Below are 15,146 nucleotides of genomic sequence, written 5' to 3'. Positions count from 1 at the left end.
TTTTGTTAAATAGCGAAGCTTAAGGTAAAAGAGCTTTAAATTTGAATATGCTTAAAAAGTTAATTTTAATACTATTACTAATTGCTCCAATTAAAATATGGGCTCAAAATAATATCCTAACAGGAAATATTTTTGATAATGATAATAGGTCAACTAGTTTAGAAGGAGCATCGATAAAAAATCTAAGCACCAAAGCTTTAGTATTAACAGATAAGGATGGCCATTTTGCAATTACTGCTAAAATTGGCGATTTAATCTCTTTTGGAATGGCTGGCTTTCAAACGGATACCGTGTATTTAACTAACCTCTTTCCTAAAAATATATATCTCCGAGTACAAGTAAATAATTTAAATGTAGTTGATATTAATTCCACTAAAATGTCTCCAATGTTGGGTAACCTGGGCAATCCAGATAACAAACCTCCAACACGTCAGCTAGATTATTCAAAAGAAAAAGGAGGTTTACGCCTTAATTTAGGTTATGGTAAATGGCGTAAAGAACAATTGAAAATTCAAGAACTGACAGAGCAAGAGAACTATCAAGAAGAAATCACTAAAAATTTTAACGAACAAACTATCAAAAGCGCAGTAAAGTTTGAAGGAACAGATATAAAGAATTTTATAGACTTATTTCGTCCAACTGTAGAACAGGTTAAAGCGGATAGACCTTTTAATTACTCTTATTATATCGTAAAGTCATATCATGCTTGGCTAAAATTACCGCTAGATCAAAGAAAACTCCCCCCATTAATTAAATATAAGACTACTAATTAGTTGTTTTATTCAATTTTTGTTGAATAAATTATGGGAGTAACAATATTGAATATATATTGGAATTTATTCAATTAGAAATTACCTTTAGCACAAAAAACAATTAACATGCTTAAATTTATAACTAAACCCTTTTTATGTGCGGTGGTTATTAGTGCGTGTAGCCTTACCAGCTTTGCACAACAATCAACAACTCCACCCGCAACAAACTATGTCCCTGCTGATGCATTTGGACCATTATTCTATACACAGAATGGGAACGAATTCCGCTCGGCAAATGGTGCGCCTAGTGCTAAGTACTGGCAAAACAGAGTTGATTACAACATTACTGCTAATCTTGATGAAGCCAAAAACATGGTGAGTGGTACAGTAACACTTACGTACAAAAACAACAGCCCTGATAAATTACCGTATTTATGGTTGCAATTAGATCAAAATACATTTAAAGAAACTTCACGTGGTTATGCAATTACACCTTCACGTAGTCGTTATGGCGCACAAGGTGAGAAATTTGATGGGGGTTACAAAATCCAAAATATCAGTGTTTCACAAAAAGCAGCAGCTGTTAAATTCACTTCAATTGTGGAAGATACACGTATGCAAATTCGCTTAGATCAGCCAATGGGTGCCAATGGCGATATCATCACTGTTAAAATGGATTATTCTTACATCCTTCCAAAAGAAGGTTCGGATAGAACAGGTCATTTAACTACAAAAAACGGAGAAATTTTTGCAATTGCACAATGGTTTCCACGTATGTGTGTGTATGATGATGTGTTAGGATGGAATACCTTGCCTTATTGGGGGGGTGGAGAGTTTTATTGCGAATATGGTGATATCACCTATGCAATTACAGCGCCGGCAAGTCATATAGTAATGGGTTCTGGAGAATTATTAAATCCACAAGAAGTATTTACGGCAGAGCAATTAAAAAGATGGAATGCAGCTAAATTAAGTGATGCGACAGTTCATATTCGTTCAGAAGCTGAGGTTTTAGATCCTAAATCTCGTCCTGCAAAAGATAAATTAACATGGAAATTTAAAATTACAAATGCTCGTGATGCAGCTTGGGCTTCTTCAAAAGCATTTGTGTTAGATGCTGCCCGTATCAATTTCCCTAGCGGAAGAAAAGGTTTAGCTGTTTCTGCACATCCAGTAGAAAGCAATGGTGTAGATAGCTACGGGCGTGGTGTAGAATACGTTAAATCTACGATTGAACATTATTCAAAAATGTGGTATGAGTACCCATATCCAATGGCAGTTAACGTAGCTACAAATATTGGTGGTATGGAATACCCTGGTATTGTTTTTTGCGGTTGGACTGCTAAAAAAGGTGGCGCTTGGGGTGTAATTGATCACGAGTTCGGTCACTCATGGTTTCCAATGATTGTTGGTTCAAACGAACGTAAATACGGTTGGATGGATGAAGGTTTCAATACATTCATCAACGGTATTTCTTCTCAGAACTTTAACAACGGTGAATACAAACAACGTCCAGCAGATATGAACCGTATCGGTAAAGCAAATATCGGTAATCCACGTTACGAAAATATCATGCAAATGCCTGATGGAATGGCTGAAGCTAACATAGGCATTAACTTATACAGTAAACCAGGTTGGGGCTTAAATATTTTGAGAGATCAGATTTTAGGTAAAGATCGTTTTGATTACGCTTTTAGACAATACATTAAAAATTGGGCGTTTAAACACCCAACTCCTTTTGATTTCTTCCGTTCAATGGAAAATGGATCTGGCGAGGATTTAGCTTGGTTCTGGAGAAGTTGGTTCTTAAATAACTGGAAAAATGACCAAGGTTTAGGAGATGTTAAACCAGTAATGAAAGAAGGTAAAATAACAGGTTATACTATTCAAGTGAAAAACTTGGAAAAAATGCCAATGCCGATTATATTACAAATTAAATCGAAAAGTGGTAAAACCGAAATTGTTAAAGTTCCAGTAGATGTTTGGATGAAAAATACAACTTGGTTGGTACGTTACCCTACAGCTGAAGAAATTACTGAAGTAACATTGGATCCAGAAAAAGTATTGCCAGATGGAAATCCAGATAATAACAAATGGACTTCTGAAGGAACTGCGGCTGTTTCAACTACTCCACCAGCTAATTTAGATGTGTTTTTAGGCACTTATTCTTCTCCTGATATACCAGTTAAAATTGTAATTACTAAAGCTGACGGTAAATTAATGGCCCAAATAGGAACAAACCCAGCTTTCCCAATAACTTTTTCAAGTGGTACTAAATTTGTTCAAGAAGCAAATGATTTAGAATTTGATTTTAATACAGTTAAAAATGAACTTACGTTAGGAGCACAAGGTCAAAGCTTTGTTTTAACAAAAGATAAATAGATCAATAAAATTTTGTAAAAAGGTGTAAGGATTAGGCAACTAAACCTTACACCTTTTTTGCTTTCAGCTTAAACTATTATCTTTGTTCAAATGGCATTACAAGAACAAAAAAATAATCCTCTACATGGTTTAACGCTCGAATTTATCGTAAAGCAATTATTTTTCCACTATGGTTGGGAAGAGCTTGGAAATTTAGTTAAGATTGCTTGTTTCAAAAATGATCCATCCTTAAAATCGAGCCTTAAATTTTTGCGTAAGACCGATTGGGCGAGAAAAAAAGTAGAAAAACTATACTTAAATACCTTCCATTAATTAGCTGAATTAACATGAAATTCCAATCAAAAATAATCTTGTTTTTATTATGCGTTCTATTTTTTGGCTTTAAAATCGAAAAGAAAAAAGTAGCAAAAAAAACAAGTATTCTTGTTTTTTCTTTAACCAAAGGATATCATCATGCTTCTATAGCTGATGGAATTATTGCTATTCAAAAGCTAGGTGTAGAAAATAGATTTACAGTAGATACAACAACTGATGTTAAATTATTTACTCCAGAAAATCTGAAAAAATATAAGGCTCTCGTGTTTTTAAGCCCAACGGGAAGTAATGTTTTTAATGATGAACAAAAAGCTGCCTTAAAACAATACATCAATAATGGAGGCGGTTTTGTGGGTATTCATGCCGCAACTGATTGTAATTATGAATGGGAATGGTATGGTAAAATGGTAGGTGGGTTTTTCGATAGCCATCCAAAAGTGCAAGATGCAAAATTGAATATCATTGAATCTAAAAATAAAATAGTAAAAGGCTTACCTCAACCTTGGCCACACAAAGACGAATGGTATAACTTCAAATCTTTTAATACTTCAGTTAATGTACTAATTAAAGTAGATGAAACTTCTTATAAAGGTGGTGCTATGAAAAATGATCATCCAATTAGTTGGTATCATAACTTTGAAGGAGGAAAAGTGTTTTATACCGCACTTGGTCATACCAAAGAATGTTATACAGAACCTTTATTTTTACAGCATTTACTTGCGGGTATGAAATGGGCAATGAAATAATTAGCAGATTTTGAACTTATTTACAAACTTCACAAAATCTTCATTTTAGATATAGAATTTAGCAGTGTTAAATAATTATAACAATCACTAAATCATAAAAAAATGAAAGCAATTAAAGTTCTAATGATCGCCCTAGTAGCAGCATTTACGGTAAACACAGTAAGCGCACAAACTGCACCTGCTAAACAAACAGCAAAAACTGTTAAGCCTGCTAAAGTTGAGAAAAAAGCAGATACTTCATCTGCAAAAAAAGCTGTTAAAAAAGCAAAAAAAGCTGTTAAAAAAGCAGCGACTAAAAAATAGTCTATAATTAAGTTTTGTTTATAAAACTCTCTGGTATGGATATGCTAGGGAGTTTTTTATGAATTATATTTTTCAGAAAGCTTCTTAGGGGCGGCTTTGCAATAAGCAGTTGTTAAAGCATCTGTAAATAAATCAGCTCTGACTTTATCTAAATTAAATAATGTCGCACCATTTTGTCCCCACTTATTAGGAACTGGAAAAATAATACTTGAATCAAATGCTGAAAAAACGGACTGATCTATTGGAGATAACAGTAAACAAGCTTGATTCTTTTTCCCATCATAGGTTGCAAATATTTTTTTTCCTACACGAAAAGAAATTTTATCGAAATGAGGTTGTTCACTAGTTTCTGGAAAACTTAAAGCAATTTCCCGCATTGTTTCTAAAGCTACCATAATTTAAAATTAGGTATTAATTTAAAGAGTTAACTTTGCAATGAAAAATTAAGCCATGATTAGGATAAATGATGAAACACCTGACGAAGTACTTCAAGCTATTAAAATTGGCGATTTAGTAACAGACGGTTTTAGTAAAACGAGTTTGATAGAAAGAATCGAAACAACCGATGATGGTTTGTATAAAGTTTACGAATTTCATCTCATTACTGGAAGAGTGATTAAAACTAAAAGGTAAATGCCTTTGTTTAGGTCTTGTTCGACTCTTGTTAAGGTCTTGTTCGAGAAAAAGGCCGTTTTCTCGAAAAAGTACCGAAGGAGACCTTAACAAGACCAAAACAAAGGGTATGTTTTTATTAATAGCTACTGATAATTGTTGATGAAAAAAATCTCCTGAAGTTGGTGCAAGCTTTTAGGTCGAGAATATCAAAATACCGTTTAAAAAGCATCTTTTTTCTTAAAACTCTTATTTAATGCAATTAATAATAAGCCTATAATAATAAAAGCAATTACCATAAAACCCGAATTGATAAACACTTTATGATAGCCTATTCTGTTCACATCTAAAAATGGATAAGGATACCAACCTACAAAATAACCTCTTATTAAAGAGTAAATAAGATAAGCCAAAGGAAAATAAGCCCAAACTATTCCATCTTTCCATTGTAATGTGCCTTTGGGGATGAAAATTTGCCAGTATAAAACATATAGAACTGGAACGGCAACATGCAATAAATTATCCACCACCAACTGCCATCCTTTTGGTTCCCAAATACCTCTCAACACAAAATTATAGACTAAGCCAACTATAAAAATGTAAAGTGCAATAGCTGATTGTACTTTAATAGCAGAAAAATATCTTCCAAGAAGGGTTGTAGGTAAAGCCAAAGAAAATGTAAGACTAATAGCTATTAAAATGTTGCTCTGAATAGTAAAATAACTAATAAAATTAAAAACACTTTCATTGGTTAGATAAAGCTGAAGTATAACAGCAAACCAGGTGAGTAGCGCTAATGTTATTTCACAAAATCTTCTTTTATTCGACGGTTTTGAAAGAACTTCCATAGATTGTTATAAGTGAATAATAAATATATGAAATACTTCACAACACGAATATGATTAAGAAACAGCTAACTCATTCATTTACTTTGTATAGCTCATCTGCAATCTTTCTCAAAAAATATTATACAAGCCCTTGATTATCACAAATTAAGTTCCTACTTTTGCAGTCCCTTAATGTGGCCTCGTTGTAGGCTGGCCATTGAGGGGAGTTTTTAAATAAAATAGAAAAAACAAAAAGCAAGAAATGCCAACCATTCAACAATTAGTTAGAAAAGGTAGAGTAGCACTGGAGTTCAAGAGTAAGTCTCCGGCGTTGGACAGCTGTCCACAGCGAAGAGGTGTATGTACACGTGTATATACTACTACCCCTAAAAAACCAAACTCAGCAATGCGTAAAGTTGCCCGTGTACGTTTAACCAATGGAAAAGAGGTGAATGCCTATATTCCTGGAGAAGGTCACAACTTACAAGAGCACTCAATCGTGTTAATTCGTGGTGGTCGTGTTAAAGATTTACCAGGTGTACGTTATCACATCATTCGTGGTGCATTAGATACATCAGGTGTAGCTGGTCGTAACCAACGTCGTAGTAAATATGGTACTAAGCGTCCTAAACCAGGACAAGCAGCTGCAGCACCAACTAAAGGAAAGAAAAAATAATTAGGAGGAAACAGAAATGAGAAAATCAAAACCAAAAAAGAGAATTATTCTTCCTGATCCTAAATTTAACGATGTTCAGGTTACAAGATTTGTAAACAATATGATGTTTGACGGTAAAAAATCTATCGCTTACTCTATTTTTTATGATGCAGTTGAAATCGCAGAGAAAAAAACTAGCGAAAACGGATTAGAAGTATTTAAACGTGCTTTAGTAAATATTAGCCCAGCAGTAGAGGTTAAATCTCGTCGTGTTGGTGGTGCAAACTTCCAAGTACCTACAGAGGTAAGACCAGACCGTAAAATTGCTTTAGGCATGAAATGGTTAATCACTTACGCTCGTAAACGTGGTGAAAAAACCATGAAAGAAAAATTAGCAGGTGAAATCGTTTCAGCAGCTAAAGGCGAAGGTGCAGCAGTTAAAAAGAAAGAAGATACGCATAAAATGGCTGAGGCTAACAAAGCGTTCTCACACTTCAGATTTTAATCTAAAGTTAACATAGATATAAAGACTACACCGGTTATTTGCAATATTAATAATCGGTGTAGTCATTTAAAAATCGCAGAAATCATTTAAAAAATAATGTCAAGAGATTTAAGATTTACAAGAAATATCGGAATTGCTGCTCACATTGATGCGGGTAAAACCACAACAACTGAGCGTATTCTTTATTATGCTGGTGTTAGTCATAAAATTGGTGAGGTACACGAAGGTGCCGCAACAATGGACTGGATGGCACAAGAGCAAGAGCGTGGTATTACCATTACTTCTGCTGCTACAACTGTTGGTTGGAAATACAGAAACCAAAATTATCATATCAACATAATCGACACACCTGGACACGTGGATTTTACCGTAGAGGTAAACCGTTCGTTACGTGTATTAGATGGGTTAGTATTTTTGTTTTCGGCGGTTGATGGTGTTGAGCCTCAATCTAAAACTAACTGGCGTGTAGCTAACAACTATAGCGTTGCTCGTATTGGTTTCGTTAATAAAATGGACCGTTCTGGAGCTGACTTCTTAAAAGTTGTTAAACAAGTTAAAGATATGTTAGGTAGTAATGCAGTTCCATTGCAATTACCTATCGGTGCTGAAGATTCATTTAAAGGTGTGGTTGACTTGATCAACAACCGTGGTATTGTTTGGAATGAGCATGATAAAGGTATGACCTTTACTGAAGTGCCAATTCCTGATGATATGTTAGATGAAGTTGCTGAGTGGAGAGAAAAATTATTAGAATCTGTTGCAGATTATGATGAAACTTTGATGGAGAAATTCTTCGAAGATCCAAACTCAATTACTGAGCGTGAAATATTAGATGCATTACGTGCAGCTGTATTAGATGCTAAAATTGTACCAATGGTTTGTGGTTCATCTTTCAAAAACAAAGGTGTACAAACTATGCTTGATTACGTGATGGAATTATTGCCTTCACCAATGGATAGCGAAGGTGTAATTGGAACTAATCCAGATACAGGTTTAGAAGTTTTGCGTAAACCATCAGAAAAAGAGCCTTTTGCAGCTTTAGCATTTAAAATTGCAACAGATCCATTCGTAGGCCGTTTATGTTTTATCCGTGTTTATTCAGGTAACTTAGAAGCTGGTTCTTACGTTTACAATGCTCGTTCTGAAAATAAAGAACGTATTTCTCGTATTTTTCAAATGCATGCAAACAAGCAAAACCCAATTCCTAATGTAGGTGCTGGTGATATTGCTGCGGTTGTAGGATTTAAAGATATTAAAACTGGAGATACACTTTGCGAAGAGAAAAACCCAATCATCCTTGAATCAATGAACTTCCCTGAGCCAGTAATTGGTTTAGCAATTGAGCCTAAAACTCAAGCAGATGTTGATAAATTAGGTATGGCTTTAGGTAAATTAGCTGAAGAAGATCCAACATTTAGAGTTCAAACTGACGAAGAAACTGGTCAAACAGTTATTTCAGGAATGGGTGAGCTTCACTTAGATATTTTAATTGACCGTTTAAGACGCGAATTTAAAGTAGAGGTTAATCAAGGTGCGCCACAAGTAGCCTACAAAGAAGCTATTTTCGGTACAACTCAACACCGTGAAACATATAAAAAACAATCTGGTGGTCGTGGTAAATTTGCAGATATCCAAGTTGTTATTTCACCAATTGATGCTGATTACGAAAAAGGTGGTTTACAATTCGTAAACGAAATTACAGGTGGTTCAATTCCACGTGAATTTATTCCTTCAGTAGAAAAAGGTTTTGCTTCTGCAATGGCGAATGGTGTATTAGCTGGTTATCCACTACCTGATATGAAAGTTCGTTTAATTGATGGTTCATTCCACGCAGTCGATTCAGATGCATTATCATTTGAATTAGCAGCTAGAATGGCGTATCGTGAAGCATTGCCAAAATGTAAACCTACTTTGATGGAGCCAATCATGAAAATCGAAATCTTAACTCCTGAAGAAAACATGGGTGATGTAATCGGTGACATGAACCGTCGTCGCGGTCAACTTTTAGGTATGGACACTCGTGCAGGTTCTCAAGTAATTAAAGCAACTGTGCCTTTATCAGAAATGTTTGGTTATGTAACTCAGTTACGTACAATCACTTCTGGTCGTGCAACTTCAACAATGGAATTTGATCATTATGAAGCAGCGCCTAAAAACGTACAAGATGAGGTAATTGCTAAATCAAAAGGTAAAGTTAAGTCTGAAGACTAGTACATAGATATTGGTATTTAGTAGTTAGATGAATTTGTCTAACTACTAAATACTAACTACTCAAAAATAAACCGATCGCTTGTTATTAATAGCTCTAACAGGTAATCATAAATAAAAATAAGATGAGCCAAAGAATCAGAATCAAATTAAAATCTTACGATTATAACTTGGTAGATAAATCTGCTGAGAAAATCGTTAAAACTGTAAAACCTACGGGTGCAGTAGTTAGCGGGCCAATTCCGTTGCCAACAGAAAAGAAAATCTTCACTGTTTTACGTTCACCACACGTAAACAAAAAAGCACGTGAGCAATTTCAATTGTGTGCTTATAAACGTCTTTTAGATATTTATAGCTCTAACTCTAAAACTGTTGATGCATTGATGAAACTTGAATTACCTAGCGGTGTTGAAGTAGAAATCAAAGTTTAATGATTTTATAGAATTAAAAAAAGACCCTTAGAATTTTCTAAGGGTCTTTTTTTATGAGCTATTTTTAAATAATCATCTACTTTCCACGACTTTTCATTTCTTCAATAATGTTGCGTTCATCTTGAAGTTCCCTAGCTAGTTTCCGTTGTTGTTCATTTGATTTTGCTTTATACGCTTGATATTCAGCAGAAATTTCATCGTAAAGCTGGGTTCTATGTTTGGCTTCTAAAATGTTTTTTGTTGATCTAGCAATCACAATAAATAAAGCGATAGCTAACAGTATAATGATAGACCAAACTATAATACTATAAGATCCTTTAGTTAATGAAATACCTAAAAAGCTAATTTCATCAGCTTTAGCAGTAGTATCGTTTAATGTATTTTCCTTTCCGCTAATTTCAGCTCTTAAACTTGTAATGGTTTTTTCTTGCTCAATAACTTTAGCTTTCGCGTTTTTTAATTCTTCACGTTCCTTACGTAAAGTGTCACTTACACTTTTCCATACCGAATTTAATCTTGTTGGGTTAATCAATTTAGACCCATATAAAGATTTAGATCGCGAAAGCATAAACTGATATTGACCATTTAAACTAAAATCAGTATTCTTTGCAGTATCAATCCTTTTAGGATAATAAGTTTTTGTTGAAGGGAGCGATTTGGTCTTCGCTGGAATGGGTTGAGTTTTAACTTGAGTTTGTGCTAATATATTTAACGACAAAAATCCCAATAGTAAAACAGTGATGATAGATAGTAGTTTTTGTTTCATAGCGATAGTAACCTTGATTATTAAACAATTATAATGAAAAAATATTGTCTAGGGAAAATTGGCTCTAAAGATAATAACTGTTTAAACAGAGGTTAATATTCATTCATTCCCTATATAACACTTTAGTAATTCCTTAATTTAACCTATGATACGGTTACTATATCTAGCCACTTTTTCATTCATTATCTATCATAAAACTCTATTAAGCACATCTTTTTGGTAGTTTACTTAATGTAAATTATTCTAGGTTAAGCGAAGTAAGGCGGGTATATTTGCCAACATGTCGGTATTGCTTTTTACCATTATTGTATTAGTTGGCGCTTTCCTTGCGGGATTATTAGGTTCTTTAACTGGTCTTGGCGGAGGTGTAATCATTATACCTTTATTAACTTTAGGCTTAGGTGTTGATATTCATTATGCAATTGGAGCTTCAATCATCTCAGTTATCGCAACATCTTCAGGTTCTGCAGCAGCTTATGTTAAGGAAGGAATTACAAATGTGAGAATTGGTATGTTTTTAGAAATCGCAACTACTGCAAGTGCGATAGTAGGTGTGATTATTGCTACCTATATTAAAGCAGATTATATCATTGTTATTTTTGGGTTCATTTTATTATTCTCAGCATTTATGATGCTCCGTAAAAAGATAGATCACTCGAATGATGAAAAAACAAGTATCCTGGCCAATTATTTTAAATTAAATGGTAGTTATCCAACCGAAAATGGTTTAAAACAATATGCAGTTCACCATGTTGTAGGTGGTTTTGCAATGATGTTTATAGCAGGCACACTTTCAGGTCTGCTAGGGATTGGCTCTGGCGCTCTAAAAGTAATAGGTATGGACAATATCATGAAAATACCTTTTAAGGTCTCTACCACAACTAGTAACTTCATGATTGGTGTAACAGCATCGGCCAGTGCATTGGTTTATTTGCATAAGGGACAAATCGATCCAGCTATAGCGATGCCAGTAACTATTGGGGTTATTGCAGGAGCTACTATTGGTGCAAAAATTTTGATTAGAACTAAAACAGATAAATTAAAAGTGATATTTGCAATTGTAGTTACTTTTTTGGCGCTTCAAATGATTTATAAAGGATTAACTGGGGGAGCATGAGTAGACAGATCAAACACTATTTAGGAGATAAAGATGTTCAGATTATCTTGGGAACACTTTTGCGTGTAGGTGTAATAGTTTCTACCAGCGTGGTTTTAATTGGTGGAATAATTTTTTTAATGAATCATACGCATCAACCTGTTTCTTATACTGATTTTAAGCCTGAAGAAGCAAAATTTTCTTCAGTAGCCGAAATATTTAAGGGTTTAAAAACATTTGATGGACTTGCCATTATTCAGTTTGGAGTTTTACTCCTCATCTTTACACCAATAGCTAGAGTTGTTTTTTCTATTTTTAGTTTCTTAATGGAAAAAGATTACATGTATGTGCTTATTGGTATAATTGTATTGTGTGTGATTATCACCAGTTTATACCTCGACGTAGCACATTAAAGCCCTTTTTTAAGCTATTGTGCTGACACTTAGAAAAATAATCTCAATTATTTGAAAAAATAATGAGCTAACTATTTGAAAATTAAGAATTCTTTCCTATTTTTGCCGTCCCTTAGCGGGGAATGTATATCCACCTTGAACGAAGCCCTACTGCTTCGATGGGTGTTAAATTTAAAATAGAAAATGTCAGGTATTATTGGAAAAAAAGTAGGAATGACCAGCATTTTTGACGCCGAAGGAAAGAATATTCCTTGTACGGTGATCGAAGCTGGACCTTGTGTTGTAACACAAGTTAAGACCGAAGAGAAAGATGGTTATGTATCAGTTCAACTAGGATACGATGAAGCCAAAGCAAAAAACACTACCCAGCCTCTAAAAGGCCACTTTGCGAAAGCAAACACAACTCCAAAACGTAAATTGGTAGAATTTGAGCAGTTTGAAGCATCACTTAATTTAGGTGATACAGTTACTGTTGATATTTTTGCTGAAGGCGATTTTGTTGATGTTGTTGGTACTTCAAAAGGTAAAGGTTTTCAAGGTGTTGTAAAACGTCACGGTTTTGGTGGTGTGGGTGGTCAAACTCACGGTCAACATAACAGATTGCGTGCTCCAGGTTCATTGGGTGCTGCATCTTATCCAGCTCGCGTATTTAAAGGTATGCGTATGGCAGGAAGAACTGGTGGAGACAGAGTGAAAATTCAAAACTTACAAGTTTTGAAAGTTTATGCTGAACAAAACCTAGTTGTAGTTAGTGGTTCCATTCCAGGAGCTAAAGGTTCTTACGTAATCTTAGATAAGTAAGCAGATGGAAGTTAAAGTAGTAAACATAACAGGAAAAGAGACAGGTGCCAAGGTGCAACTTCCTGAGTCGGTATTTGGAATTACTCCAAGCGATCACGCGATTTATTTAGATGTAAAACAGTATTTGGCTAATCAACGTCAAGGAACTCACAAATCTAAACAACGTAACGAAATTGCAGGTTCTACCCGTAAATTATACAAACAAAAAGGTACTGGCGGTGCACGTGCCGGAAGCATTAAATCTCCATTGTTCAATGGTGGTGGTCGTGTTTTTGGTCCACAGCCAAGAGACTATAGTTTTAAATTAAACAAGAAATTAAAATCATTAGCACGTAAATCAGCTTTATCATATAAAGCGATTGATAATAGCGTGGTAGTATTAGAAGATTTCACGTTTGATAGCATTAAAACTAAAAACTATATCAATTTGGTTAATGCATTGAATTTAGCTGGAGAGAAAACGTTATTAGTTTTACCTGCACAAAATAACAATATCTATTTATCAAGCAGAAATATTCAGAAAGCAAAAGTAACTACTGCTGATCAGTTAAATACTTATGATGTATTAAACGCTGGTAAACTTTTGTTAACTGCAGATTCGCTTAAAACATTGGAGGAGGCATTTGCCAAGTAATATGGAAATTTTACAAAAACCAATATTAACCGAAAAAGCTTCTGCATTAACTGAAAAAGCTAACCGTTTTACTTTCAGAGTAGATCACAGAGCTAACAAGTTGCAGATTAAATCAGCCATCGAAAAAATGTATGGAGTGAACATTGTTGCCTTAAACACTATGGTGGTTGTAGGTAAAATGAAATCAAGAAATACTAAAGGTGGTTTAGTATCGGGACGTAGCCCGAAATATAAAAAAGCTATTGTAACATTGAAAGATGGCGAAACAATAGATTATTACGCGAATATTTAATAAGAATTGAATAATTTATAACTATGGGCTTAAGAAAATTTAAACCAGTCACTCCGGGAACCCGTTTTAGGGTGGGCGCAAGCTTTTCGGAGATTACAGCAACCAAGCCCGAAAAATCATTGGTTGTATCTTCTAAGAAATCGGGAGGTCGTAACAATACAGGAAAGATGACTATGCGCTACATGGGCGGTGGTCACAAAAAATCTTACCGTTTAATCGATTTTAAACGTGATAAGTTTGATATCCCTGCAACAGTAGCTACTGTTGAATACGATCCAAACCGTACCGCTCGTATTGCATTATTGCATTACGCAGATGGCGAGAAGCGTTACATTATTGCTCCTGAGGGATTGCAAGTAGGACAGACAGTGCTTTCGGGTGAAAAAGCTACTCCAGAAGTAGGTAACACTTTGAAATTGGCAAATATCCCTTTGGGATCTATTGTACACAATTTAGAAATTCATCCTGGTAAAGGTGCTCAATTGGCACGTAGCGCAGGTGCTTATGCACAGCTTGCAGCTAGAGATGGTAAATATGCAACTATTAAAATGCCATCAGGCGAAGTAAGATCTATCTTAGTTACCTGTTTAGCAACAATTGGTGCAGTTTCTAACTCAGATCACGCTAATGAAGTATTAGGTAAAGCAGGACGTAGCCGTTGGTTAGGTCGTCGCCCTAGAACTCGTCCAGTAGCGATGAACCCAGTAGATCACCCGATGGGTGGTGGTGAAGGTCGCTCTTCAGGAGGTCAACCTCGTTCAAGAAACGGAGTTTACTCTAAAGGCTTCAAAACCCGTACACTGAAAAAATACTCAAATCGTTTCATCATAGAGAAAAGGAAGAAATAATGGCTCGTTCGATAAAAAAAGGACCTTATATTGACCATAACGTAGAGAAAAAAGTAGTCTCTATGAATGATTCAGGCAAAAAGTCTGTGATCAAAACTTGGTCTCGCAGATCAATGATCTCACCAGATTTTGTGGGTCATACATTTGCAGTACACAACGGAAATAAATTTATTCCGGTATACGTAACAGAAAACATGGTTGGTCACAAACTAGGAGAATTTGCTCCAACCAGAACATTTAGGGGTCACTCTGATAAGAAAAAATAATTAAGAGATGGAAGCACTAGCGAAATTAAACAATTGTCCAACCTCACCACGTAAAATGCGTTTGGTTGTAGATCTAATCAGAGGTGAGCGTGTTGAGAAAGCATTAAGCATTTTGAAATTTACCAATAAAGAAGCAGCAATAAGAGTTGAAAAACTTTTATTATCAGCAATCAAAAATTGGGAATCTAAAAATGAAGGTTCTCGCCCTGAAGAAAACCAATTATACGTGAAAACGATAATGGTAGGCGGTGGTCGTCAGTTAAAAAGATTAAGACCAGCTCCTCAAGGTCGTGG

21 protein-coding genes are annotated in these 15,146 nt (G+C 34.9%); 18 read left to right on the top strand and 3 right to left on the bottom strand.

Annotation, left to right across the window (positions count from 1 at the left end; translation table 11 throughout):
- Positions 1-47: 47 nt before the first annotated feature.
- The 5 genes from WC622_RS05920 (at position 48) to WC622_RS05900 (ending at position 4,498) form a co-directional block, all read left to right on the top strand.
- Positions 48-773, top strand: coding sequence for a hypothetical protein (locus WC622_RS05920; RefSeq protein ID WP_372818216.1), 726 nt, complete (start codon positions 48-50; stop codon positions 771-773).
- Positions 774-878: 105 nt separating this feature from the next.
- Entirely contained in the window at positions 879-3,134 is a 2,256-nt protein-coding gene (locus WC622_RS05915) for a M1 family metallopeptidase (RefSeq protein ID WP_372818214.1), read from the top strand.
- 90 nt (positions 3,135-3,224) lie between these two features.
- The gene (locus WC622_RS05910) at positions 3,225-3,446 is read left to right on the top strand and encodes a VF530 family DNA-binding protein (protein WP_372818212.1); all 222 of its coding nucleotides are present in this window, start codon (positions 3,225-3,227) and stop codon (positions 3,444-3,446) included.
- A gap of 14 nt (positions 3,447-3,460) precedes the next feature.
- Entirely contained in the window at positions 3,461-4,195 is a 735-nt protein-coding gene (locus tag WC622_RS05905) for a ThuA domain-containing protein (protein ID WP_372818210.1), read from the top strand.
- Between the two features lie 102 nt (positions 4,196-4,297).
- The gene (locus WC622_RS05900; RefSeq protein ID WP_372818208.1) at positions 4,298-4,498 is read left to right on the top strand and encodes a hypothetical protein; all 201 of its coding nucleotides are present in this window, start codon (positions 4,298-4,300) and stop codon (positions 4,496-4,498) included.
- 56 nt (positions 4,499-4,554) lie between these two features.
- Here the strand turns inward: WC622_RS05900 and WC622_RS05895 are convergent, their stop codons facing one another.
- Positions 4,555-4,893 (bottom strand): MmcQ/YjbR family DNA-binding protein, encoded by a 339-nt coding sequence (locus tag WC622_RS05895; protein WP_372818206.1) that lies wholly within the window; start codon positions 4,891-4,893, stop codon positions 4,555-4,557.
- A 55-nt stretch (positions 4,894-4,948) separates the two neighbouring features.
- Here WC622_RS05895 and WC622_RS05890 point away from each other — a divergent pair, with 55 nt between their 5' ends.
- On the top strand, positions 4,949-5,131 hold the full coding sequence (locus WC622_RS05890; protein ID WP_372818204.1) for a hypothetical protein: 183 nt from the start codon (positions 4,949-4,951) through the stop codon (positions 5,129-5,131).
- Positions 5,132-5,331: 200 nt separating this feature from the next.
- On the opposite strand, the gene WC622_RS05885 is transcribed toward WC622_RS05890, so the two are convergent.
- Positions 5,332-5,958, bottom strand: a complete 627-nt coding sequence (locus WC622_RS05885; protein ID WP_372818203.1) for a Pr6Pr family membrane protein — start codon at positions 5,956-5,958, stop codon at positions 5,332-5,334.
- Between the two features lie 241 nt (positions 5,959-6,199).
- Here WC622_RS05885 and rpsL point away from each other — a divergent pair, with 241 nt between their 5' ends.
- The 4 genes from rpsL to rpsJ all read left to right on the top strand — a co-directional run bounded on the left by rpsL (position 6,200) and on the right by rpsJ (position 9,736).
- A complete protein-coding gene (gene rpsL / locus WC622_RS05880) occupies positions 6,200-6,613 on the top strand; it encodes a 30S ribosomal protein S12 (protein WP_109926363.1) in 414 nt (137 codons plus the stop codon).
- A 16-nt stretch (positions 6,614-6,629) separates the two neighbouring features.
- Entirely contained in the window at positions 6,630-7,097 is a 468-nt protein-coding gene (gene rpsG, locus WC622_RS05875) for a 30S ribosomal protein S7 (RefSeq protein WP_182923598.1), read from the top strand.
- A 96-nt stretch (positions 7,098-7,193) separates the two neighbouring features.
- Complete coding sequence (gene fusA / locus WC622_RS05870; RefSeq protein WP_372818200.1) at positions 7,194-9,308, top strand: elongation factor G; 2,115 nt, start codon at positions 7,194-7,196, stop codon at positions 9,306-9,308.
- Between the two features lie 122 nt (positions 9,309-9,430).
- A complete protein-coding gene (rpsJ, locus tag WC622_RS05865; protein WP_008244591.1) occupies positions 9,431-9,736 on the top strand; it encodes a 30S ribosomal protein S10 in 306 nt (101 codons plus the stop codon).
- A gap of 76 nt (positions 9,737-9,812) precedes the next feature.
- On the opposite strand, the gene WC622_RS05860 is transcribed toward rpsJ, so the two are convergent.
- Positions 9,813-10,502: a hypothetical protein gene (locus WC622_RS05860; protein WP_372818196.1), complete on the bottom strand. Its 690-nt coding sequence runs from the start codon at positions 10,500-10,502 to the stop codon at positions 9,813-9,815.
- Between the two features lie 280 nt (positions 10,503-10,782).
- On the opposite strand from WC622_RS05860, the gene WC622_RS05855 reads away from it, so the two are divergent.
- The 8 genes from WC622_RS05855 to WC622_RS05820 form a co-directional block, all read left to right on the top strand.
- Positions 10,783-11,619 (top strand): sulfite exporter TauE/SafE family protein, encoded by an 837-nt coding sequence (locus WC622_RS05855; protein WP_372818194.1) that lies wholly within the window; start codon positions 10,783-10,785, stop codon positions 11,617-11,619.
- Positions 11,616-12,011 carry a DUF1634 domain-containing protein gene (locus tag WC622_RS05850; RefSeq protein ID WP_372818192.1) on the top strand — a complete coding sequence of 132 codons (396 nt, stop codon included), beginning with the start codon at positions 11,616-11,618 and terminating at the stop codon, positions 12,009-12,011. The genes WC622_RS05855 and WC622_RS05850 overlap by 4 nt, the downstream gene beginning before the upstream one ends.
- 183 nt (positions 12,012-12,194) lie before the next feature.
- The gene (rplC, locus tag WC622_RS05845) at positions 12,195-12,812 is read left to right on the top strand and encodes a 50S ribosomal protein L3 (protein WP_372818190.1); all 618 of its coding nucleotides are present in this window, start codon (positions 12,195-12,197) and stop codon (positions 12,810-12,812) included.
- Positions 12,813-12,816: 4 nt separating this feature from the next.
- On the top strand, positions 12,817-13,446 hold the full coding sequence (rplD, locus tag WC622_RS05840; RefSeq protein ID WP_182923609.1) for a 50S ribosomal protein L4: 630 nt from the start codon (positions 12,817-12,819) through the stop codon (positions 13,444-13,446).
- Between the two features lies 1 nt (position 13,447).
- Positions 13,448-13,738: a 50S ribosomal protein L23 gene (gene rplW, locus WC622_RS05835; protein WP_372818188.1), complete on the top strand. Its 291-nt coding sequence runs from the start codon at positions 13,448-13,450 to the stop codon at positions 13,736-13,738.
- 23 nt (positions 13,739-13,761) lie between these two features.
- Positions 13,762-14,586, top strand: a complete 825-nt coding sequence (rplB, locus tag WC622_RS05830; protein WP_372818186.1) for a 50S ribosomal protein L2 — start codon at positions 13,762-13,764, stop codon at positions 14,584-14,586.
- Positions 14,586-14,852: a 30S ribosomal protein S19 gene (gene rpsS / locus WC622_RS05825; protein ID WP_055130480.1), complete on the top strand. Its 267-nt coding sequence runs from the start codon at positions 14,586-14,588 to the stop codon at positions 14,850-14,852. The genes rplB and rpsS overlap by 1 nt, the downstream gene beginning before the upstream one ends.
- A 7-nt stretch (positions 14,853-14,859) precedes the next feature.
- The coding region (locus WC622_RS05820; RefSeq protein ID WP_372818183.1) for a 50S ribosomal protein L22 at positions 14,860-15,146 on the top strand (287 nt) is incomplete at its 3' end.

Source organism: Pedobacter sp., from assembly GCF_041662865.1.
GTDB lineage: Bacteria > Bacteroidota > Bacteroidia > Sphingobacteriales > Sphingobacteriaceae > Pedobacter.
Note: the sequence above shows the minus strand (reverse complement) of the source record. Positions and strands in the feature narration are given on the sequence as shown.